The following is a 22,388-nucleotide window of genomic DNA, read 5'->3' on the forward strand; positions in this document are numbered from 1 at the left end:
CTTTCCATGCCCCAGAGTCTACATCGCTGGTAGGATCCGTGGCTCAACCACCACTGAAAACACCATGCCGCTACCGTTGATCTACCACGAAGACTACAGCCCCGAGTTCCCAGCGGAACACCGCTTCCCCATGGACAAGTTCCGCCTGCTGCGCGATCACCTGGTGGAGAGCGGCCTGGCCCGGGACACAGACCTGCTGCGTCCCGCCCTGTGCCCGCCGGAGATTCTCGCCCTGGCCCATGACCGCGCTTATATCGAACGCTACATGGGCGGCGAGTTGTCCCGCGAAGACCAACGGCGACTTGGCCTGCCCTGGAGCGAAGCCCTGGCGCGGCGAACGGTGCGCGCCGTGGGTGGCTCGCTCCTGGCCGCCGAAAAGGCGCTTGAACACGGACTGGCCTGTCATCTGGCCGGCGGCACCCATCACGCCCATTACGACCACCCGGCCGGCTTTTGCATTTTCAATGACCTGGCGGTGATCAGCCGCTACTTCCTGGCCAGCGGCCGCGTTTCGCGCGTGTTGATTTTCGACTGCGACGTGCACCAGGGTGACGGTACGGCTCGAATACTCCATAACACTCCAGACGCCGTGACAGTTTCCCTGCACTGTGAAAAGAATTTTCCCGCACGCAAGGCGCAGAGTGACTGGGACATTCCACTGCCGATGGGCATGGAAGACGCTGCGTACCTTAAAGTCGTGGACGATGCGCTAAATTATCTGCTGCCGCTCTACCAGCCGGACCTGGTGCTGTACGACGCCGGCGTCGACGTACACAAGGATGACGCCCTCGGTTACCTGAAACTTACCGACGAAGGCCTCGCCGCCCGGGACGAAAGCGTCATGCGCCATTGCCTGGGGCGGGACATTCCGGTAGTGGGCGTCATCGGCGGGGGCTACAGCAAGGACCGCAAGGCCCTGGCCCGGCGCCACGGGATCCTGCACCACAGCGCACAAAAGATCTGGGCGTCATCAGGCTGTCATTGAAATCTGGGCGCTTTACCCACAATGCCTGTGGAGCGGCCTGTGGATAACCTGAGCGAAACGGCTTACAGCCTATGGCGCGTATAGCTTGCGTAGATGTGGTTGTTTTTTGATCACGTACTCAGAAGGCATCACATTCAAATGTGGGAGCGAGCCTGCTCGCGATAGGGGCATGTCAGTCGACATGGATGTTACTGATCCGCCGCTTCGCGAGCAGGCTCGCTCCCACAGGAGTTTGTACTGATAGAATGCCGCGCTATTCCTCGTTTCCGCAGTTCACACCATGACCTCGACCACCCAGCCCTCCTCCCCACACATCGCCATCATCGGCGGCGGCCCCGCCGGCTTGATGGCAGCCGAGGTGTTGAGCCAGGCCGGTGTCCAGGTCGACCTGTACGACAGCATGCCGTCGGTGGGCAGGAAATTTCTATTGGCGGGCGTGGGCGGCATGAACATCACCCACTCCGAAGCGTTCCCGGCGTTCCTGTCCCGCTACGGCGAACGCTCGCCAAATATCGCCCCGCTGCTGCGGGCATTCGGCGCGGATGAGTTGTGCCAATGGATACAGGGCCTGGGCATCGACACGTTTGTGGGCAGCTCGGGGCGCGTCTTTCCGACCGACATGAAAGCCGCCCCACTGCTGCGCGCCTGGCTCAAGCGCCTGCGGGACGCCGGGGTGGTGATCCACACCCGCCACCGCTGGCATGGCTGGAGCCCCGACGGCGGCTTGCGCATCGCCAGCCCGGACGGTGAAAAAACCTTGTTCCCCGACGCAACGCTGTTGGCGCTGGGCGGCGGCAGTTGGTCGCGCCTGGGTTCCGATGGCGCCTGGATGCTGTCGCTGGAACAGCGCGGCGTGGCGTTGGCACCCTTGCAACCGAGCAATTGCGGATTCGACGTGGCCGCCTGGAGCGACTTCATGATCGGCAAGTTCGCCGGTGCCCCGCTCAAGAACATCGCCATCGGCCTCGACGACGATGTGCCACGCCTGGGCGAATGCGTAGTCACCGCCACCGGCCTCGAAGGCAGCTTGATCTATGCCCTGTCGGCAGCGATTCGCGAGGCCATCAACCAGCACGGCAGCGCGACCATTCATCTGGACCTGTTGCCAGGCCGGCCTGTGGATAAAATCCTCCAGGCCTTGAACAAACCACGCGGGTCACGCTCGATGGCCAAGCACTTGCACAGTCAATTGGGGCTCGACGGGGTCAAGGCAGCGCTGTTGCGCGAGCTGACGTCCGCCGATTGCTTCGCCGACATGGCGCGGCTGGCGAAAGCGATCAAGGCCTTGCCGGTCACGCTGGTGAAAACCCGTCCACTGGACGAAGCCATCAGCAGCGCCGGCGGCGTGACCTTCGAAGCGCTGGACGAACGGCTGATGCTCAAGCAATTACCCGGCGTTTTCTGCGCGGGGGAAATGCTCGACTGGGAAGCACCGACCGGCGGCTACCTGCTCACGGCGTGCGTTGCCAGTGGCCGGGCGGCGGGGTCGGGGATGCTGGAGTGGTTACAGCGCCTGGATTGAAAACCTGGGCGCCGGCCATCGCGAGCAAGCTCGCTCCCACAGAAGATCTGTGGTGCATACAGGATCTGTGAACACCTGAGCACCACTGTGGGAGCGAGCTTGCTCGCGATAGCGCTATATCAGGCGCAGCAATATCAAGGCTTACGCTTACGCGGCCCAGTGTTGAAGACCGGCACTTTGCGCACAGGCTTGACCGAAGGTTCCACAGGCGCAGCGTCGCCACTGTCCACCCACTTGCCCAGATTGCGCTTGCCGCCGCCACCGGAGGTCTTTGGTTTCTTCGGCTTCTTCGGTTTTTTGATGACCTGGCCGCTGGCATCGGTCTCCGGCACGCGGTGTTCAGGCTCGAAATCCTGTTCCATCTGGCGCGGCAATGTCTGACGGGTCAGGGTCTCGATGGCCGACAGCAGGTTCACTTCATCGGCGCAGACCAGGGAAATCGCCTGGCCCGTAGCACCTGCCCGGCCCGTACGGCCGATGCGGTGGATGTAGTCCTCGGCCACGATTGGCAGGTCAAAGTTCACCACCAACGGCAAGTCCTCAATGTCCAAGCCACGGGCGGCGACGTCGGTGGCTACCAGTATCTGCACTTCGCTGGCCTTGAAGCGATCCAGCGCGCGCTGGCGGGTCGCCTGGGGTTTGTCACCGTGGATGCCGTCGGCATTCACACCGAGGCCCTGGAGTTTTTCCACCAGCGCATCGACGCCGTTGCGGGTCTTGGCGAACACCAGCACCTGCTTCCACTTGTGCTTGCGCATCAGGTGAATGAACAGTTCCGGCTTGCGCTTCTTGTCCACCGTCACCACCCATTGCTTGACGGTATTGGCAGCCACGTTGCGCGGGCTCACTTCGATGCTCAGCGGGTCGTTGAGCATCTGCCCGGCCAACAGGCGGATCGCATCGGAGAAGGTCGCCGAGAACAGCAGCGTCTGGCGCTTCTTCGGCAATGCCTTGTAGATGTTCGCCAGCTCTTCGGAGAAACCCAGGTCGAGCATGCGGTCGGCTTCGTCCAGCACCAGCGTTTGCAATTGGTTGAACTTCAGCGCGTTCTGGCGGAACAGATCGAGCAAGCGGCCCGGCGTGGCCACCAGCAAGTCGACACCTTTGCGCAACTTCATCATCTGCGGGTTGATGCTGACACCGCCATATACGGCGTAGGTGCTCAAAGGCAAGTGCTGCGCATATTGGCGCACGCTTTCGTGGACCTGCTCGGCCAGCTCGCGGGTCGGCACCAAAATCAGCGCACGCACCGAGTTGGCGGCGACTTTCGGCCCTTCGGTGGTCAGCAACTGCAACAGCGGCACGGCGAAACCAGCGGTCTTGCCGGTGCCGGTCTGGGCCGCGGCCATCAGGTCGCGCCCGGCGAGCACGGCCGGCATGGCTTGGGCCTGGACCGGGGTCGGAGTCTGGTAGCCGAGCGTCTCGAGGGCGCGCAGCAGGGGTTCGATCAGGCCAAGGGTGGCGAAAGTCATGGAGGTACCGTAGGAAAAATCAGCGCAGGGTGTGCAATGCGCGGCAGTTTACCCTAAATCAGGATTCGGCCGGTGCGGGCTTGGGCTTGCGCCACTGGGGCAAACCGATCAGCACCACGGCGCTGATGATCACCAGCATCGCCAAGGCTTCCTCGATACCAATGGTCTCACCGGCGAAGACGATCCCCAGCAACACCGCCACCGCCGGGTTGACGTAGGCATAGCTGGTGGCCGCGGCCGGGCGCACATGCTTGAGCAGATACATGTAGGCGTTGAAGGCAATGATCGAACCGAAACCGATCAGGTAGACCAGCGCGAACCAGCCTTCCAGCGGCGGCATGTGGTCCAGACGTTCGCCGCTGGCAAAGCTGCCGATCAATAGCACCACGCCGGCCACCAGCATCTCCACGGCGCTGGCCATCGCTCCCGCCGGCAACGGCAGATGTTTGCTCAGTACCGAACCGAAGGCCCAGGAAGCCGCCGCGAACACCAGCAAGGCCGCCCCCAACGGGCTCGCTTGCAGGTTGGAGCCCAGGTTGAGCATGGCGATGCCGATCAATCCCAACACAATACCGGCCCATTCGAGACGGGTATTACGCGCGCCCCAGAAATATCCACAGAGTAAGGTAAACAAAGGCACCGTCGCCACGGCCAACGCCGCCACCCCCGACGCCACGCCCATGTGCTCGGCGATGCTCACCGCACCATTGCCGAACGTCAGCAACAGCACGCCGATGAGCGCCCCGGCCTTCCATTGCGCCCAGGTCGGTGCCGGCGCCCCGCGCCAGCGCAGGAAGCCGTACATCAGCGATCCGGCGATCACGAAGCGAATCCCGGCCAGCAGCAACGGCGGCCAATGCTCGACGCCAATGCGAATCACCAGGTAGGTCGAGCCCCAGATGACGTACAAGGCAAAAAAAGCAGCGATCAGAGGCAAGGGGAAACGGCGTGGGCCAGGCATGTTCAGCTCGAAGTCAGGACGATGAAACCTGTCATTCTAAAAAGGCGATCGACAGAAATTAAGTTACAAAATCTGTTTATCCGAGCCATACACTTTTCAAGACACGACAGATCTCAGATCAACACGACCCATCCTGTGGGAAGGTTTCGCGGTGTACTCAGAACCCGCGATGGCGTTTGAGGTGTTCGTTGATCTTCGCCGCCGGCACTTTTTGCAAGCTGCACAGCAAGTCATGGGACAACGCCCGCAGCCCATGCTTTTCTCGCAGTTCCGAGGCCAGGTGCGCGGTGAGGTTGGCGGCCATTTCGGCGTCGGCCATGGCGCGGTGAGCCTGGCCGGTGTGGGGCAAGCCGGCGAAAGTGTTGAGGGTGCCAAGCTTGTGGTTCGGCGCCGCTGGCATCAAGCGCCGGGCCAGTAACAGCGAGCAGGCAAAGTTCTGCAAGCGGGTGCGCTTGATGCGTCCCAATTCGAAATCCCAGAACTTCTGGTCGAACGCGGCGTTGTGGGCCAGCAGCGGCGTGATGCCGACGAATTCGTTGACCTCGTTCATCACTTTTTCCGCCGGGGGTGCGCTGCGCAACATGGCGTTGCTGATGCCGGTGAGCTGTTCAATGAAGGCGGGGACGCGAACGCCCGCGTTCATCAGGCTCTGATAACGGTCGACGATCCGGCCCCGTTCAAGGATCACCACGGCGATTTCGGTGGCCCGGCAGCTGCTGCTCGGGGTGATGCCGGTGGTTTCAAAGTCGATGACTGCGATGCGTTCCAAACCTGTGGGGCTCCTTGAAGATCAGTTCTTGAGCAGCAGCGCGCCTTCAATGGGCACGTAGCGGCTGGCGGCGCGGATCAGCGAGTTGGCGGTCAGCCCCGGTACACCGTAGGCCACCGCCTGCACGCCATGCTTGCTGATGATGCGTTCGAGCAGCATGTCGAAATCGCCGTCGCCGGAGGCCAGCACCACCTCATCGACGTGATCGGCGGCGTCCATGATGTCCAGCGTGATGCCCACGTCCCAGTCGCCCTTGGCCGAGCCGTCGCTGCGCTGGATATAGGGCTTGAGCTTCACGGTGAAACCCAGGTTGCGCAGGATCTGCTGGAACTGTTGTTGCTTGCTGTCGCCGCGATCGATCGCGTAGGCATAGGCCTCGACGATCAGACCCTGTTTGCTGACATCAGCCCACAACGCCGCATAGTTGAAATGGCAGCCGTAGGCTTGGCGCACGGTGTAATAGAGGTTCTGGACATCGGCGAACACTGCGATTTTTTTCACCGCGTTTCCTCATGAGTGCACACGCGCGCAGGCCACCAGGCCCGAAAAGTCGCCCAGTATGCCAGCCTCAAGGAATGTTCCGCGAATAATCGGCCCGAGGCGGCTGGGCGCCTCGGACGAATGGCAGGTCAGACGAAGGAGTCGTCGTCGCCGAAGAAGGACGAATCGTCGCTGTAGTCCGCGTCGCTGAAACCGCCCGGGTCGTTGTCGTAGGTACTGTTGTCGGCCGTGCGCGAGTCATCGCCCCAACCGTTGCCACTGTTATCAACCGTGTCGTTGACGGGTTGGGCCGGTTCTTCCTTGAGAATCTCGACGATTTCCTGAGGCTGATTGCTATGGAAAAGGCTGCTGATGCCTTGGGCCAGCATCACGCCACCGGCCACGCCCGCTGCGGTTTTCAGCGCACCGCCCAGAAAGCTACTGGCCGCCGGGGCCTGCTGTTGTGGCGCGCCATAGTTGCCGGGCGCTGCGCCGAAGCCTTGCTGTGTCGGCGCATTAAAAGATGGCCGTGCCGGTTCGCGCCAGCCGCCACCGCTGGGTGCCGGCGCGCTTGCGGGATGTGAATCTCGGTTGCTGCCGCCGAAGATGCTTGAAAGAAAGCCACCGCCACCGCTTGGCGCCGATGTCTGGTTGCGCGCCTGCTGCAACTCGGCTTGCAATTGCTCGACCTGCTGGGCGAGTTGCTTGTTCTGCTCGTCCAGTCGCTTGATCGCCGCCTCTTGCACCAGGATCGCCTGGGCCATGAAATAGCCCGCCGCAGGCTGCTTGGCCAAATGCTCCTTGATCCGCGCCTCAGCCTGGGCGTCGCGCGGGGCTGAATCCTTTTCGGCCTGTTGCAACCGTGAAAACAGTCCATCGATCAGGGTTTGTTCTTCGCTGTTCATGGCGACCTCATCAGATTGCCGAATAAAAAACCAGGCCGGTCCGCAAAAGACCGGCGCCCGTTTGTAATGGGGCCCGCCAAGACGCTTTCAATGGTCTTTACCTGATGTTTACGTTTGTTTATGCGGGCAGCTGATGGGTAAAGTGTCGGACCGCTTTTCTGAACTGCGATACCGACCCATGAATCCGTTAGAAGTACTGCGTGACTCCTTGTATTTTTTCAAGCGCCATCTGGGCCGGATCGCCCAGTTGTGCCTGCCGCTGGTGATACTTGAAGCCGTGCTGCAACAAGGGGTGGACAGCGCCGTCGGGGCCGAGGGCTTTTCCGGTTACAGCGTGATCGTCGGGCTGTTGGTATACCCGCTGTACACCGCGGCGTTGATTCTGTTTCTTGACGCCCGCAGTCGTGGCGAAGCCCCCCGCCCTCGCGACCTGCTCGCGGCCTCGCTCCTGCAATGGCCACGCTTTGCCTTGCTGACCGCCCTCAATACGCTATTGATCCTGATTGGCATCTCGTTGTATTTCCTGCCAGGGCTTTGGCTGATGGTTGTCCTCGCCTTTGGTGAGTATCTGGTGGTACTCAAAGGCTTGGCACCACTGGCCGCGATGAAGGAAAGCCTGCGCATGAGCCGCGGTCATTTCTGGCGGATCCTGCTGTGTATCCTGGCCGTGATGATCCCGCTGTGGCTGCTCAAGGGCGCCAGCGTCTCGGTGTATCCGCCGCCGCAAAACCCCTTGGTCAGTTTGCTGATCGACAGCATCCACAGCTTCCTGCAATTGTTCACTACGGTGGTGCTGTTCCGAATGTTCATGTTGATTGCAGAAAAACCTGAGCCATGACCCGCCTGCTGCGATACGCCCTGCTGGGCCTGCTGTTGATTGTCGGAATCGGCGCCTTTTCGGTTTATGGCCTGACCTGGCGTCCACAGGCCCGGGAAACGCTGCCCGTCGGCTGCGCCGCCAACGCCGCGCCGCTGATGCCCGGCCAGGCCTTGAAAGTCATGACCTGGAACGTCCAGTTCCTGGCCGGCAAGCGCTATGTGTTCTGGCACGACCTGGCCCAGGGCAACGATGAAAGCCCGACTCCCGAAGACATGGCCTTCAGTCTGGACGAAGTGGCTCGGGTCATTCGCGACGAGCAACCAGACGTGGTCTTGCTCCAGGAACTGGACAACGGCGCCAAGGCCAGCGATTACCAGGACCAGCTCAAGCTGTTGCAGGAACGCCTGGCCGACCTCTACCCGTGCGGCACCAGCGCCTTCGATTGGAAAGCCGACTTCATTCCCGATCCGCGCATCTTCGGGAGCGTCGGCCGACAGCTGGCGACGCTGAGCCGCTACCGCATCGACCATGCCGAGCGGGTGCAATTGCCGGTGGCCGATGGGAACTTCATCAGCCGTCAGTTCCAGCCGAAAAACGCCTTGCTCGTGAGTTACCTGGCCCTTAACGGCGGCGGTCAACTGGCGGTGCTCAATACGCACCTGGAGCGAGCCACGCAGCCGCACGACACGGCGCGCAGGCAGGTCGAAGCCATTTCCAAGTCCCTCGACAAGCTCGAGTCCGCTGGCACGCCCTGGCTGATCGGGGGCGATTTCAACCTGTTGCCCCTGGGCCAATACCGGCGCCTGTCGATCGAACAGCGCTCGCCCTACTCCGCGGACAGCGAGCTACATTTGCTGTGGGACAAATACCCGATGATCCCCACCAACAACGAGGCCAGCGGTATCGACCGCACGCACTGGCTGACCCACTACCCCAACGACCCCGGCCTCAACGGCCCAGACCGCACCGTCGACTACCTGTTCTACAGCCCACGCCTCAAACGGGTCGAAGCCCAGGTCCGACAGGACGACACGTTGCGCATTTCCGATCATTTGCCGGTGATTGCGCGGTTTTTGTTGCCGGCGATGCCTTAGTCAGACTCGCCTTGCCCACTGTGGGAGCGAGCTTGCTCGCGATCGCGGTGTGTCTGCCAATACTGATGCAGCTGATTCGCCGCCATCGCGAGCAAGCTCGCTCCCACAGTGGGCCTGCGGTGGGACCAGGTCACTTGCGCGGCTTGACCCGCGCCGTCGCTTCAGCCACCAACGGGTCGTCCGGCCAGTAATGCTTGGGATACCGTCCCTTGAGGTCCTTCTTTACCTCGGCGTAGGTGCTGCGCCAGAAGTTAGCCAGGTCCTGGGTCACCTGCACGGGCCGACGAGCCGGCGACAGCAGGTGCAACTTGACCACCTGCCGCCCCCCAGCAATGCGCGGGGTGTCGGACAGGCCGAAGAGTTCCTGCAAGCGCACCGCGAGGATCGGCGGGTGTTCGCTGTAGTCCAGGCGGATCGACGAGCCCGAGGGCACGCTCAAATGGTGCGGCGCCTGTTCGTCCAAGCGTTGCGGCAAAGGCCAGGGCAACAGGTTATGGACGATGCTCGACAGATCCAGGCTGGCGAAATGACTGAGACGCGACACCCGTCCCAGGTACGGCATCAACCAGTCTTCGAGGCTGCCCAGCAACGCTGCGTCGCTGACGTCCGGCCATTCGCTCTGGCCCTTGCTCTCCACATCGAGGCGACGCAACAGCGCCACCCGCGCCTGCCATTGCCGCAACTCCGGCGTCCATGGCAGCAATTCCAGGCCCTTGCGCCGCACCAGGTTGACCAGCGCCTGGCTGCGGGCCGTTTCCTCCAGCCCGGTCAACGGCTCGCGACTGAGCACCAACTCGCCGACCTTGCGCTGGCGCTCGGCGCGCAGTACGCCTTCGCGCTCATCCCAGTCCAGCTGGTCGACCGTATGCACCTGCTCGGCCAGCACCGAGTCGAACAGCGTCGGGTCGAAATCCGTCGCCAGATAAATCCGCTCTTCGCGCTGGCCTTGGCGGCTGCCCAAATCGGCAATGACCAGCCAGGGTTGCTTCATCAGGCTGTCGGCCTCGGCAAACAGCGCCGCACGACCGTTGGCCAGGCGATACTCCGCGCCGCCGGGCCGGCGCTGTTGGGCGACGCGATCCGGGTAAGCCAGCGCCAGCAGCGCGCCGAGCCAACGTGGATGATCGGGATCGGCCACGGCTTCCCCAGCCTTGCCCCGCAAGTAACCGCGATATTGCCGGGCCAATTGCCGCGCCCGCTGCACGCCACCCTGGGCGCCGCGTGCCGCCCGTTCCTCGCCGGAGAGCAAGGCCAGGCGACTATGCAGGTCCGCGCCGGCGCCGCGAAGAATGTCGCGCTCGCCCAACAACGCGGCGACGTTGCAGGCCATGTCCGCCAGCCCCAGCCCCTGGCCGCGCAACAGCAAGTGGGCGATTCGCGGATGAGCCGGGAGTTCGGCCATGGCCTGGCCGTGGCGGGTCAGTTGGCCGCCATCGAGTGCGCCGAGACGTTGCAACAGGTCTTGGCCCTGGGCATACGCGGCGGTCGGCGGGACGTCGAGCCACACCAATTGCTGCGGCGTCATGCCCCAGCGCCCCAATTGCAGGGCCAGCCCGGCCAGGTCCGCCGAAAGAATTTCGGCGCTGCCATAAGCGGCCAACTGTTCGTGCTGGTCTTCGGACCACAGCCGATAGCACACCCCCGGTTCCAGGCGTCCGGCACGGCCGGCCCGCTGGGTCGCGCTGGCGCGGGAGATGCGCTGGGTGTCCAGGCGGGTCATGCCGCTGCCCGGATCGAAACGCGGGACGCGGGCGAGCCCGGCATCCACCACCACCCGCACGCCATTGATGGTCAGGCTGGTCTCGGCGATGTTGGTCGCCAGCACGACTTTGCGCAGCCCGGGCGGTGCTGGATCGATGGCGGCGCGCTGGGCCGTCAGGTCCAGTTCACCGTGCAACGGGCACAGCAACACGTTGCCGCCGTCGCCAAGGGCGTCGGCCAATTGTTGATGAACGCGGCGGATTTCGGCTTGCCCGGGCAAGAACACCAGCACGCTGCCGGTTTCGTCGTGCAGCGCTTCGAGCACGGTCTGCACCAGTCGCGGCTCGATGAATTCCCCAGGTTGGAACGGCCGGCCCCAACGCACCGTCACCGGGAACATCCGTCCTTCGCTGCGCAGGATCGGCGCGTCGTCCAGCAATCCCGCCAGGCGCTCGCCTTCCAGGGTCGCGGACATCAGCAGAATTTTCAGTGGCTGGTCTTCGCGAAACAGCTCCCGGCCATTGAGGCTCAAGGCAAGGGCGAGGTCGGCGTCGAGACTGCGCTCGTGGAATTCGTCGAAAATCAGCAACCCCACGCCTTCCAGCGCCGGATCGTCCTGCAGGCGGCGGGTGAGAATGCCTTCGGTGACCACTTCAATGCGCGTGTTGGGGCCCACCTTGCTGTCGAGGCGAATCCGGTAGCCCACGGTTTCACCGACCTTTTCCCCTAGCTCACTGGCCAGGCGCTCGGCAGCCGCCCGTGCCGCCAGGCGCCGGGGTTCGAGCATGAGGATGGTTTGCCCGGCCAGCCAAGGCTCGTTCAGCAGGGCCAAGGGAACACGGGTGGTTTTACCGGCGCCGGGGGGCGCTTCGAGCACCGCTTCGTGGCGCGAGGCCAGGGCTTGGCGCAGCGCGGGTAAAACTTCATCAATCGGCAAAGAAATCATGCTGGCTCCAAAACAGAGGGCCGAGTATAACGGCGAACTGTTTGGCGTGGTCTGGACTCCAACCAGCAACGCCCATACCTGCTCAGGAGATTGCTATGCGTATTCCCTTTCGCGTGATCGGCGGCGTCCTGGTCGCCACCCTGCTGACCCAGATCAGCGCGTGCGGCTCGATCTTCTACCCGGACCGTCGCGGCCAGATCGAAGGCAAGATCGACCCGGCCATCGCCGCGCTCGATGCCGTTGGCCTGCTGTTCTACATCATCCCCGGCCTGATCGCCTTCGCCGTGGACTTCGCCACCGGCGCGATCTATTTCGAGCCGGGCCGCAGCGTCCAGATCGAGCCAGAGAAACTCAAGCCGGCCATCAACCCCGACGGCACGGTCAATAACCACAAGCTGCAAGCGATCCTGGAAAGCGAGCTGGGCCGCAGTTTCCCGCTGGATGACCCACGTCTTATCCAGCACAAGGGCAACGTCCAGCAACTGGCCGCGTTCGGCCTCAAACCCGCCGCATAAGAGGCGCAGCCCAAGGAAGACCGCGCCATGACCACCCGAACCGAACACGCTCGCCTGCTGCGCATGGCCACCCGGGCATCGGTGGCCGTGGCACTCGTGCTGATCGTCGCCAAGGCGCTGGGCTGGTGGCTCAGCGGCTCGGTGAGCATGCTCGCCGGCCTGACCGACTCGGCGTTGGACGGCGTCACCTCGCTGCTCAATCTGCTGGCGGTGCATTACGCGCTGCGCCCCGCCGATGAAGATCACCGCTACGGGCATGGCAAGGCCGAATCCTTGGCCGGCATGGCCCAGGCGCTGTTTATCGGCGGCAGCGCGGTATTGATCGCGTTGCAGGCTTTCGAGCGGCTGAAGGACCCGGTGCCCGTGGACGCGCCCTGGCTCAGCGTCGGCGTGATCGTGTTTTCCCTGTTGCTTACCTTGGCCCTGCTGGCGCTGCAGCATCGGGTCATCCGCGCCACCGGCTCCAATGCCGTGCGCGCCGACTCGCTGCATTACCGTTCGGATTTGTTGCTCAATGGCAGCATCCTGGTGGCGCTGGTCCTGGCCGGGTTCGGTTGGTATCAGCTCGACGCCTGGTTCGGCCTGGGGATCGCGGTATACATCCTGTGGAGCGCGATCCAGATCGCCCGGGAAAGCTTCGCGGTGCTGATGGATGAGGAGTTGCCGCCCGACGTCAGCCAACGCATGCTCGAGCTGGCCTGCGCGGTGCCCGGCGTGATCGGCGCCCATGACCTGCGCACGCGGGTCTCCGGCAACCATTGGTTCGTGCAACTGCACCTGGAACTGCCGGGGGAACTGACCCTGTCAGTGGCCCACGGCATCAGCGACCAGGCCGCCGATGCTATCCAGCGTGCTTATCCGAAGGCCGAAGTGCTGGTGCATGCCGATCCGTCGGAAGTGGTGAAGCGCGCCAGCGCCTAGCTCGTGCACACAAACTTGTGGCGAGGGGATTTATCCCCGTTGGACTGCGAAGCAGTCCCAAAGCAGCCAACTCAATCTGCCTGGCACACCGAGGCGGTGGTTCAGGGCCGCTTCGCACCCCAGCGGGGATAAATCCCCTCGCCACAAAAAGCAGCGTCCGCACGATCTTTGCCACGCCTCAGTACGTCACCTGATACCCACGGCTGCTCAGGCAATTGCCCTGCGCCTGGCGATAGGTCTGCACCACCTCCGGCGCCGGCGGGTAGGTGTAGTTGCGCGGGTCGAACCCACTCTGCTGCACCGCCCAGCGATAGCAATCGTAGCCGTCCTGGTTGACCTGTTCCCGGGACTGGCCGTTGGCCGGATAAGCCACCACATCAAAACTGTTGCCCTGCGGTTGCGGCTGCGGGTTGGCGACCGGCGCGTCGACCACGACGTAGTCCTGGGTATTGGCTTCGTAGATGTAATAGGCGCCGGCGGCGAGGAAGAACAGCGAACTGCCGATCCAGACCTCGCGGGCATAATCGGGCAGATAACGGGTGCGAATGCCCCGTGGCGGCTGGACCACGACATAACGCGGCCCTTGAGGGCGATACCAGTAGCCACCGGAGTAGAAATAATCGTGGCCGCGATAAGGCACACGATAATTGCGATCCGGGAAGCGATCGATCACATAACCCGGGCGATATTGCGGCCCCGGCCCCCAGCCGTTGCCATGGCCGTCAGGCCGGCCGGGCCAGTGCTGCTCGGGACGCCCCTCATGACCGGGACGAGGCCCGCCATTGGGGTAGCCATCGTTGCGGCGCGGGATGTCGCGGTAGTAGCCCGGTTGCGGTTCACGGGTCTGGTTCACGCTGTCGGGCCGGCCCTGGATCGGCAGGTTGTTGCCCGGCTGTTGCGGTGGGCGGCCGTGACTGTTGGGGTCCTGCGGTGGACGCTCATATTGCTGTCCACCCGGGTTTTGCGGCCTGACCTCGAACTGTCGGCTGTTATCGCCCCGGATGATCTCGTTGCTTTGCTGCCTGGGTTGCCCTGAATAACCCTGGCCGTTGCCGCCTCGTCCGTCCTGCCCACGGGCACCGTCCGGGCCGCCACGGTTTTGCTGATCGTCGGCCACCCCCTGCGCACTGACACTTGCCCACAACAGACCAACACCTGCCAAACGCCAGATGCGCGACTTCATGAAATTCCTCACAACGGTTCGGGGCCTGGACGTAAGACTGGAAAAGCCCAGGCCGGTTCGGCGATAGGTTATCAGCCGCGGGGTTTATTTCGCAGGCATAAAAAAGGGAGGCCCGTCGGCCTCCCCTTGAGAATCTAGTCCGTGCTCGACGCTTTTGACGTCGGCTCACCTCACGCCGTCTTCTGGACAGTGTGCAGCTCGGGGGTCTGCCAGTACCGGTGGGTACTGCGACCGCAGCCGGCCGGATTGGGCGGGCTGCACTGGACTGTTTGTCCGAGCAGTGATCTTGGTGATAAGCATAGGCCCGAGGCGTCGGCAGGCGATTGCGAAGATTGCTCGAATAAACTCCACTTGCGCAATTTTTACCTCAGGATGGATAATCCAACGCAATTAACCGAATAAAGGCCCGCTCGATGAGCAAACTTGACCGTTACGACCTGAGTATTCTGGCGGAATTGCAGCGCGACGCACGTATCTCCAACCAGGAACTGGCCGAACGCATCGGCCTCTCGCCCTCACCGTGCTCGCGGCGGGTCAAGCAGTTGGAAGACGACGGCTATATCACCCGCCAGGTTGCCCTGCTCGATCGCAAGATGCTGGGCCTGAGCCTCACCGCCTACGTGCTCATCGGCATGGATCGCCACACCCCCGATCGCTTCGAGACCTTCGAAGCCGCGATCCGCAACCTGCCGCAAGTACAGGAATGCAGCCTGGTCACCGGCATCGATGCAGACTACCAGCTCAAGGTGGTGGTGCCGGACATGGACCACTATCAGAAATTGCTGTTGGGGCATCTGACCCGAATCGAAGGGGTCACCAGCGTGCGGTCGAGTTTCGTGTTGAACCAGGTGCTCAACAGCACCGAACTGCCGTTGACACATCTGCGCAGCTGACCGCTTTTGTGGCGAGGGAGCTTGCTCGCGCTCGACTGCGCAGCAGTCGCAAACCGGCCCACTGGCAATCAGGAACCGGTCAGATCTTTTTGGGGTCGCTGCGCAACCCAGCGGGAGCAAGCTCCCTCGCCACAAAAGCTCCAGCTTGCGATGAATAGCTGCGACACACCGCCGCAGCCCAATCCTGCGCCCCGCCCCCATGCCGTATACTCGCCGCGCCTTTACAACCCCGCCAATGCCGGAGTGCCCCGATGGATCCTGCTGTTTTCGAAGAGTGGATGATGACCGGCCTGGTCAGCATCCTGATCATTTTCATGGGTTTCATCGTCTGGGACCTGGCGAAGAAGTCCAAGGCCGGGCGCTTTGGTTCGTTCATCCTGTTTTTTGTGCTGGGCCTGGGCGTCGCGGCGTTCATCATCAAGAGCGTGGTGATCGGCCTGATCGAATCCGGCGCGTTATAAGCGCGCCGGCACTTCCTTCCACTGGCCCTGGTCGAGCCCTTCGATCGTCCAATCGCCGATCCTGACCCGCACCAGCCGCAGAGTCGGCAATCCCACGGCGGCAGTCATGCGGCGTACCTGGCGGTTGCGCCCTTCGCGGATCACCAGTTCCAACCAGCTCGTCGGCACGCTTTTACGAAAACGCACCGGCGGGTTGCGCGGCCACAACTGCGGTTCGTCCAGTAGGCGGGCCTCGGCCGGCAGCGTCATGCCGTCGTTCAATTCCACGCCATCGCGCAAGCGCTGCAGCTGTTCGTCGCTCGGCTCCCCCTCGACTTGTACCCAATACGTCTTGGCCAGTTTGTGCTTGGGGTCGGCGATTCGCGCCTGCAATTGACCGTCGTTGGTGAGTAACAACAGCCCTTCGCTGTCACGGTCCAGCCGACCGGCGGGGTAGATGCCGGGCACGTCGATAAAATCCTTGAGCGTGGCGCGCCCTTCGCCGTCGCTGAACTGCGTCAGCACGTCAAAGGGTTTGTTGAACAGGATCAGCTTCGGCTCGGCCGGCGGCGCCTTGGCCACGCGGCGCGGGGCGGAGGCTGAGGGCTTTGCGCCAGGGCGGCGGGAAACGGGACGGGGCGGTCGGGGCATGGCAGTGAACATCTAACGGTCTGGGCCGACCATGCTAGTGGCCCGACCGTTAAATGACCACCACCTGATCAGCGGAACGGCGGCTCATCGAAACTGCGCAGTTTGCGCGAGTGCAACGAGTTGAGTTCGTTGCGCAGCAGGTCCAGCGCCGCGATGCCGATCTTCAAATGCTGGTTGACCGCCCGCTCATAAAACGCGTTGGCCGAGCCCGGCAGCTTGATCTCGCTGTGCAGCGGTTTGTCCGAAACGCAAAGCAACGTGCCATAAGGCACCCGCAGGCGATAACCCTGGGCAGCGATGGTGCCGCTTTCCATGTCCACCGCGACGGCGCGGGAGAGGTTGATCAACGGTCTCTCCTGGGCCCAGCGCAGCTCCCAGTTGCGATCGTCGTAAGTCAGCACGGTGCCGGTGCGCAGGCGCTTTTTCAGCTCGTCGCCTTTCTCGCCGGTGATGTTCGCCGCCGCCTGCTGAAGCGCCAGTTGCACTTCGGCCAGGGCCGGGATCGGGATGTTCGGCGGCACGACGCGGTCGAGGATGCCATCGCGGCGCATATAGGCGTGGGCCAGCACGTAGTCGCCGATAGTCTGGGATTGTCGCAGGCCGCCGCAGTGGCCGATCATCAGCCAGCAATGCGGACGCAGCACGGCCAGGTGGTCGGTGATGTTCTTGGCGTTGGACGGCCCGACGCCGATGTTCACCAGGGTTACGCCATGGCCATCGCTGGCCTGCAAGTGATAGGCCGGCATCTGGTAGCGGTGCCAGACCACACCCGCGGCGATGGCCGAGGCTTCGCCGTGGTCCATGTTCTTGTCGATGATCACGTTGCCCGGCAGCACCATGCGCACGAAGCGCGGGTCGCTGCGCAGTTGCTCCAGGCCATGGACGATGAATTGGTCGACATAACGGTGGTAGTTGGTCAGCAGGATCCACGGCTGCACATGGCGCCAGTCACTGCCGGTGTAATGCACCAGCCGACGCAGGGAAAAGTCCACCCGCGCGGCGTCGAACAGCGCCAGGGGCAGCGGGTCGGTGTTTTCCCAATCGTAGAGGCCGTCGGCGATGCCATCGGTGGCGGCCGACAGGTCGGTGCTGGGGAAAACCCGCGCCAGCACGGCGGCGGTCACACCGGAGCCGGCCAGCTCATCGCCCTGCTCCACCACGTACGGGTACGGAATGTTCTGCTCGCTGACGCCCACTTCGACGGTGACAGTGAAGTCGTGCATCAACGGAACGAGTTGTTCCAGCAGGTACTTACGGAACGCGGCCGGGTGGGTGACGGTGACGCTGTAGGTGCCTGGCAACTGGACCTTGGCGTAGGCGCGGGTGGTTTGCGGGACCTCGCCGTGGCAATGGTAGGTCAGGCGCAGGGCCGGATAGCGAAACAAGGCCCGTTGCTCGGCATCCGGCTCGATGCGGTCCTTGAGATACCGCTTGAGCGCCTGGTTCAGCGCAGTGGTCGCACGCTCGTGCAGGGCCGCCAGCCGATCCACGGCTTGCTCGGCGGTTTGAACGACAATAAACGCTTCGGTCACGATCAGCTTCCTGTGTTCTGACTTGCAGGCCTTCATCTTGCCTGCATCGTGGTCCGACGGGAACAGTGGCGTATGGGTATTGCGAGAGCGAGCCTGCTCGCGATAGCGGTGTGTCAGGCACTGGGAAGGTTGGTTGTGCCGACGCTATCGCGAGCAGGCTCGCTCCCACAGGGTCATGTGCCGAACTGAGCCCTTTTTAGAAACCCTGTGGGGTCGAGCGAGCGACGATGGCCTCCACATTCAAGCCTCGGGGCAATGCGCCGTAGACCCTGGCGCCGGCCCCAAGGCGACTGGCAATGAACCCATCGCTGACGTCGCTGTTGCCCGCTTCGAGCAGCAATCGCGCCTGCAGCCCAACAGCGATGTCTTCGGTCAATTGCCGGGCGCGGTATTGGATGTCGTCGGTGTCCTTGAATGCCGCGTGCAATTGGTCGATGTGGTAGGCCAGGCGTTTATCGCCATGGCCATCGCCCAGTTCGTTGAACAGCACTTCCAGTACGCCCGGTTCCTTGGACAGGGCCCGCAACACATCGAGGCATTGCACATTGCCGGAGCCTTCCCAGGTCGAATTGACCGGCGCCTCACGATACAGGCGAGGCAGGATGCTGTCTTCGACGTAGCCGGCGCCGCCCATGCACTCGGCGGCTTCGTTGATCATCGCGGGGGCGCGCTTGCAGATCCAGTATTTGCCCACCGCCGTCACCAGTCGGGCGAACTTGGCCTCGTGGTCGTCGTTCAAGTGGTCCAGCGCCCGCCCCATGCGCAGGCTCAGGGCCAGCGCGGCTTCGCTTTCCAGCGCCAGGTCGGCCAGCACGTTTTGCATCAATGGCTGTTCGCTCAATACTCTGCCACCGACCTTGCGGTGCGCGCAGTGATGACTGGCCTGGGTCAGCGCCTGGCGCATCAGCGCGCTGGAGCCGACCATGCAATCGAAGCGAGTCATGGCAACCATCTCGATGATTGTCGGCACGCCTCGGCCCTCCTCCCCGACCATCCAGGCCAGCGCACCGCGAAACTCCACTTCGCTGGACGCATTGGAACAATTGCCCAGCTTGTTTTTCAGTCGCTGGATATAGAACTGGTTACGTGTGTCATCCGGGCGATGGCGCGGCAGCAGGAAACAGGTGAGGCCCTTGTCGGTCTGGGCCAGGGTGAGGAAAGCGTCGCACATCGGCGCCGAACAGAACCATTTGTGCCCCACCAGTTCGTAGGCCTGGCCAGGCCCGCTGGCGCCTACCGGATACGCCTTGGTGGTGTTGGCCCGCACGTCGGTGCCGCCCTGTTTTTCGGTCATCGCCATGCCAATCGTGACCCCGGCCTTGTGGGCGATGCCGACGTTGCGCGGGTCGTACTCGGTGGCGAGCACCTTCGGCACCCAGCGCTCGGCCAGGTCCGGTTGCAGGCGCAGGGCCGGCACGCTGGCGAAAGTCATGGTCAACGGGCAACCGGTGCCGGCTTCGGCCTGGCTGTGCAGATAGGTCATCGACGCACGGGCGACATGGGCGCCGGGTTGCGGATGAGCCCACGGCAGGCTGGGCAAGCCGTGCTCGACGGCGGTGCGCATCAACTCGTGATACGCGGGATGAAACTCCACCAGGTCGATGCGATGGCCATACCGGTCATGACTGGAAAACACCGGCGTGTTCTGGTTGGCCAGGAACCCCGCTTCCATCAACGGCCCGCCGGCCAACGCACCGTAGGCATCGATCCGCGCCTGCGCCCAACCGGCACCGAAACGCTGGGACCACTGTTGCAACGGCAGATCGATGCGGTACAGGTTGGCGCCGTCCAAGGACGGCGGCTGATTGGTGACGTCGTGGGTTTCGGCGAACTGATGCAAATTCATGACGGGGCTCCTCGGTCGGCCAGCAGAGGATCAGTTAAGCACCGCCTCCAGGTCGATCAAAGTGGCATATCCGCCTAAATATCGGCGCTTTCACCCTGTTTCGGACAAAGCACCCGTCGCTGCAGAATCGCCTGGAGCACCTCGAACTTCACCGGTTTGCTCAGATAGTCGATCAACGCTCCAGACGGGCATCGCTCCTGTTCGAGGTTCGGACTGACTACCAGCACGGGCAGATCCTCACAACCGGACAGCGCTCGGATCTGGCAGCAGAGCGACACCCCGTCCAATGGCGCCGAATGGCAATCGAGGAGCACCGCGTCAACACTCTCGCCCTGTAGCAGGTCCAGGGCCGCCCGACCGTTGTCGGCGGTGCGCACCCGATAGCCCAGCTTGAGCAACATGCCTCGCATGACCAATTGATCGACGGGGTTGTCGTCCGCCAGGAGTACCGTGCAGTCCTGGGGCTGGCGGGAATCCCGGCGCCCACCGAACGAAAAAGGCGTCGGGACCTCCACTGGCAAGGCGATTTCGAATTCCACGTCCAGCTGGAAACGGCTGCCGCGCCCCGGCTCGGAAATATGAGTCAGGCGCCCGTCGAGCAATTCGACCAGTTGGCGGCAGATCGCCAAGCCTACGCCGAGCCCGCCGTACTCGCGCGTCATCGAGCCATCGAGCTGGAAGAAACGCTGGTACAACGTCGCCTCGCCAAGATCGGTGAAACCGATGCCGGTGTCGATCACCGCGAATGACAGCACCAGGCGATCGAGCTCCGACGGTCGTCCACTGACCCGCAGGGCGATGCCACCCGAGCGGGTGAACTTGATAGCGTTATCCAGCAGGCATTCCAGGCACTGGGCCAATTTAGCGCTGTCTCCCACCAACCGATCCGCCAGGCTGGGGCTTATGTCGACCTTGAAGTCCAAACCCTTGGCCGCCGCGTTGGCACCGAACTGCACCTGCAGGGCATCAATCACACCACGCAGGCTGAACGGCGTCGGGTAGACCTTGAGCTTGCCGGCCTGCAACTCGGTAAGGGTGAGGATGCCGTTGACCATGCGCATCATGTCCCGCGCCGAACCGGCGGCGGTCTGTTGATACTGGGTCAGCTCCTCGTCCATCTCGACGGTTTCCATCAGCTCCAGGGAGCCGATCACACCGTTCATCGGGGTGCGCAATTCATGGGTGAGGGTGGCGAGGAATTCATCCTTGAGTTTGTTGCCGTGGGCCAATTGCTGGTTGAGCACTTCCAGTTTCTGTCCGGCGTCGAACAGCGTCTGGGCCTGCTGCTCGCGCATGGCGTTGATGCGGTCCGCCAGGGCCAGGGACAACAATGCCACCTCGATGGCAGAACCGATCTGGCTGGCATACATGGTCAGGAAGATGTTCGGCAGGTAACCGAGCACCATCATCGTGTTGACGATCCCCCCCAGCAGGAACGCCGACCAGGCGATAATGAAATAACGAGCCACCCGCAGGCCACGCCACCAGGCGAACAGCCCGGCGGCGAAAATCACCACGGTAAATACCAGGGCCAACGCCGTCGCCAGGCGCAGGGCCAAGGCGTAGCTGGTCATCAGCGACAGCCCTACCACCACGGCACTGTAGGCGATCAGCGCCAGCAGCAGTCGATCGAGCCAGCGACTGTGTTGTGAGGTCTGCAGGAAGCTGCGGGCGAATTGACTGCCGAACAGCCCCGCGCAGCCGATGAAGAACGGCGTTGCGGCATTGGCCCACCAGGGATTGTCCGGCCAGAAATATTCCACCGCCGCGCCATTGACCGACAACTGATACAGACCGAACGAGGCGATATAGAAGATGTAGTACAAATAACTGGTGTCGCGCACGCTCAGGTAAATGAACAGGTTGTAGACCAGCATCCCCAGCAGCACGCCATAGATGATCCCCAACACATACAGGCGCACCGGCTGCTGCTCCAGGTACGCCGTGCTCGACCACAGCGTCAACGGCGCCTGGATCGAACCCTGGCTTTGCAGACGCAAGTACACGACCTGGCGTTGATCCGGCTGGAAGTCCAGGCTGAACAGGTAATTGTTCTGGCGGACCTCGCGACTGGCAAAAGGCAGAGCATCGCCCGTCTGGCGGACCAGGCGATAGGCTCCGCTGCCGTCGGCCAAGTACAGGTCCAGATGATCCAGCGGCGGATACGCCAGCTCCAGCAACCAGGTCCGCTGGGCATCGGGATTGGCAGGACGATAGTGCAGGTCCACTTTCAACCAGAACGCCGAACGTGAGTAACCGGCGTTCAGCGTGGCTTTGTCATGGGGCTTGAAACGACCGGCCGCGGCCTGGGCCAGAATCTCATCGATGGAGGCCGTGCCACTGGGGTCTTCCAACACTTGCAAAGCGTGGCCCAAAGGCAGGCTTTGGGTTGATTCATCGAATTCGAGCGCACTTGCCAAGGGGGACAAGCACAGCAGCAACATCAGCAAATAGCGCATTTAAGCCCCAGCGTGGCCTGTCCGGTTGAGTCAGGAAGCCCCCCATTCCCTGAGTAGACGTAAAACCGGCATTACCTGTTATTGGTTGGATCCATCTCTAGCATAGCCGTTGATGGCCAATTTGCACCACGGAAATTTTTCCGACAAAAGGCTCTAGCACGGGCGTCTCAGCGCCAACCATTGAGATAGAGCTGTTGCTTTGGTCAGGTTGCCAATTGGTGAAGCACAAAAGTGGTCGCCAACAAAACCCTCTGAGCCCAATCACCGATAAAAGAGGTTTGGTGATAAGCTCG

The 22,388-nt window shown here is 62.8% G+C and carries 19 protein-coding genes; 8 read left to right on the forward strand and 11 right to left on the reverse strand.

Annotated features, from left to right (window positions below):
- Positions 1-64: 64 nt before the first annotated feature.
- Both J3P90_RS22400 and J3P90_RS22405 read left to right on the forward strand, forming a co-directional pair.
- Entirely contained in the window at positions 65-985 is a 921-nt protein-coding gene (locus J3P90_RS22400; RefSeq protein WP_434675407.1) for a histone deacetylase family protein, read from the forward strand.
- 280 nt (positions 986-1,265) lie between these two features.
- On the forward strand, positions 1,266-2,507 hold the full coding sequence (locus tag J3P90_RS22405) for a TIGR03862 family flavoprotein (RefSeq protein WP_434675408.1): 1,242 nt from the start codon (positions 1,266-1,268) through the stop codon (positions 2,505-2,507).
- A gap of 134 nt (positions 2,508-2,641) precedes the next feature.
- On the opposite strand, the gene J3P90_RS22410 is transcribed toward J3P90_RS22405, so the two are convergent.
- The 5 genes from J3P90_RS22410 to J3P90_RS22430 all read right to left on the reverse strand — a co-directional run bounded on the left by J3P90_RS22410 (position 2,642) and on the right by J3P90_RS22430 (position 7,094).
- Entirely contained in the window at positions 2,642-3,979 is a 1,338-nt protein-coding gene (locus tag J3P90_RS22410; RefSeq protein ID WP_434562172.1) for a DEAD/DEAH box helicase, read from the reverse strand.
- Between the two features lie 58 nt (positions 3,980-4,037).
- Positions 4,038-4,940, reverse strand: coding sequence for a drug/metabolite exporter YedA (yedA, locus tag J3P90_RS22415; RefSeq protein WP_434675409.1), 903 nt, complete (start codon positions 4,938-4,940; stop codon positions 4,038-4,040).
- A gap of 157 nt (positions 4,941-5,097) precedes the next feature.
- Complete coding sequence (locus J3P90_RS22420) at positions 5,098-5,709, reverse strand: 3'-5' exonuclease (RefSeq protein ID WP_420767304.1); 612 nt, start codon at positions 5,707-5,709, stop codon at positions 5,098-5,100.
- 21 nt (positions 5,710-5,730) lie between these two features.
- Positions 5,731-6,210, reverse strand: coding sequence for an NYN domain-containing protein (locus tag J3P90_RS22425; protein ID WP_434675410.1), 480 nt, complete (start codon positions 6,208-6,210; stop codon positions 5,731-5,733).
- Positions 6,211-6,338: 128 nt separating this feature from the next.
- A complete protein-coding gene (locus J3P90_RS22430) occupies positions 6,339-7,094 on the reverse strand; it encodes a DUF2076 domain-containing protein (protein WP_434675411.1) in 756 nt (251 codons plus the stop codon).
- Between the two features lie 178 nt (positions 7,095-7,272).
- Here J3P90_RS22430 and J3P90_RS22435 point away from each other — a divergent pair, with 178 nt between their 5' ends.
- On the forward strand, positions 7,273-7,932 hold the full coding sequence (locus J3P90_RS22435; protein WP_420767306.1) for a hypothetical protein: 660 nt from the start codon (positions 7,273-7,275) through the stop codon (positions 7,930-7,932).
- Positions 7,929-9,008: an endonuclease/exonuclease/phosphatase family protein gene (locus J3P90_RS22440; protein WP_434675412.1), complete on the forward strand. Its 1,080-nt coding sequence runs from the start codon at positions 7,929-7,931 to the stop codon at positions 9,006-9,008. The genes J3P90_RS22435 and J3P90_RS22440 overlap by 4 nt, the downstream gene beginning before the upstream one ends.
- A 130-nt stretch (positions 9,009-9,138) precedes the next feature.
- On the opposite strand, the gene hrpB is transcribed toward J3P90_RS22440, so the two are convergent.
- Positions 9,139-11,655, reverse strand: coding sequence for an ATP-dependent helicase HrpB (gene hrpB / locus J3P90_RS22445; RefSeq protein ID WP_434675413.1), 2,517 nt, complete (start codon positions 11,653-11,655; stop codon positions 9,139-9,141).
- A 95-nt stretch (positions 11,656-11,750) separates the two neighbouring features.
- Between hrpB and J3P90_RS22450 the strand changes: the two genes are divergently transcribed.
- Both J3P90_RS22450 and J3P90_RS22455 read left to right on the forward strand, forming a co-directional pair.
- Entirely contained in the window at positions 11,751-12,170 is a 420-nt protein-coding gene (locus J3P90_RS22450) for a polyribonucleotide nucleotidyltransferase (protein ID WP_420767309.1), read from the forward strand.
- A 27-nt stretch (positions 12,171-12,197) separates the two neighbouring features.
- Complete coding sequence (locus J3P90_RS22455; protein ID WP_420767310.1) at positions 12,198-13,091, forward strand: cation diffusion facilitator family transporter; 894 nt, start codon at positions 12,198-12,200, stop codon at positions 13,089-13,091.
- 178 nt (positions 13,092-13,269) lie between these two features.
- Here J3P90_RS22455 and J3P90_RS22460 read toward each other — a convergent pair whose 3' ends face one another.
- On the reverse strand, positions 13,270-14,274 hold the full coding sequence (locus tag J3P90_RS22460) for a DUF6515 family protein (protein WP_434675414.1): 1,005 nt from the start codon (positions 14,272-14,274) through the stop codon (positions 13,270-13,272).
- 413 nt (positions 14,275-14,687) lie between these two features.
- Between J3P90_RS22460 and J3P90_RS22465 the strand changes: the two genes are divergently transcribed.
- Entirely contained in the window at positions 14,688-15,167 is a 480-nt protein-coding gene (locus J3P90_RS22465; RefSeq protein ID WP_039594083.1) for an Lrp/AsnC family transcriptional regulator, read from the forward strand.
- Positions 15,168-15,418: 251 nt separating this feature from the next.
- Positions 15,419-15,628, forward strand: coding sequence for a DUF2788 domain-containing protein (locus J3P90_RS22470; protein WP_003228500.1), 210 nt, complete (start codon positions 15,419-15,421; stop codon positions 15,626-15,628).
- Here the strand turns inward: J3P90_RS22470 and J3P90_RS22475 are convergent.
- From J3P90_RS22475 to J3P90_RS22490, 4 genes are all read right to left on the reverse strand, one after another.
- The gene (locus J3P90_RS22475; RefSeq protein ID WP_434564075.1) at positions 15,623-16,189 is read right to left on the reverse strand and encodes a pseudouridine synthase; all 567 of its coding nucleotides are present in this window, start codon (positions 16,187-16,189) and stop codon (positions 15,623-15,625) included. The genes J3P90_RS22470 and J3P90_RS22475 overlap by 6 nt on opposite strands.
- 137 nt (positions 16,190-16,326) lie before the next feature.
- Positions 16,327-17,826 carry an AMP nucleosidase gene (gene amn, locus J3P90_RS22480; RefSeq protein ID WP_305501175.1) on the reverse strand — a complete coding sequence of 500 codons (1,500 nt, stop codon included), beginning with the start codon at positions 17,824-17,826 and terminating at the stop codon, positions 16,327-16,329.
- A gap of 160 nt (positions 17,827-17,986) precedes the next feature.
- Positions 17,987-19,636: an acyl-CoA dehydrogenase family protein gene (locus J3P90_RS22485; protein WP_434675415.1), complete on the reverse strand. Its 1,650-nt coding sequence runs from the start codon at positions 19,634-19,636 to the stop codon at positions 17,987-17,989.
- 74 nt (positions 19,637-19,710) lie between these two features.
- Complete coding sequence (locus J3P90_RS22490) at positions 19,711-22,095, reverse strand: 7TM diverse intracellular signaling domain-containing protein (protein ID WP_434562156.1); 2,385 nt, start codon at positions 22,093-22,095, stop codon at positions 19,711-19,713.
- Positions 22,096-22,388 lie beyond the last annotated feature (293 nt).

The organism is Pseudomonas sp. D3-10, from assembly GCF_051132175.1.
Lineage (GTDB): Bacteria > Pseudomonadota > Gammaproteobacteria > Pseudomonadales > Pseudomonadaceae > Aquipseudomonas.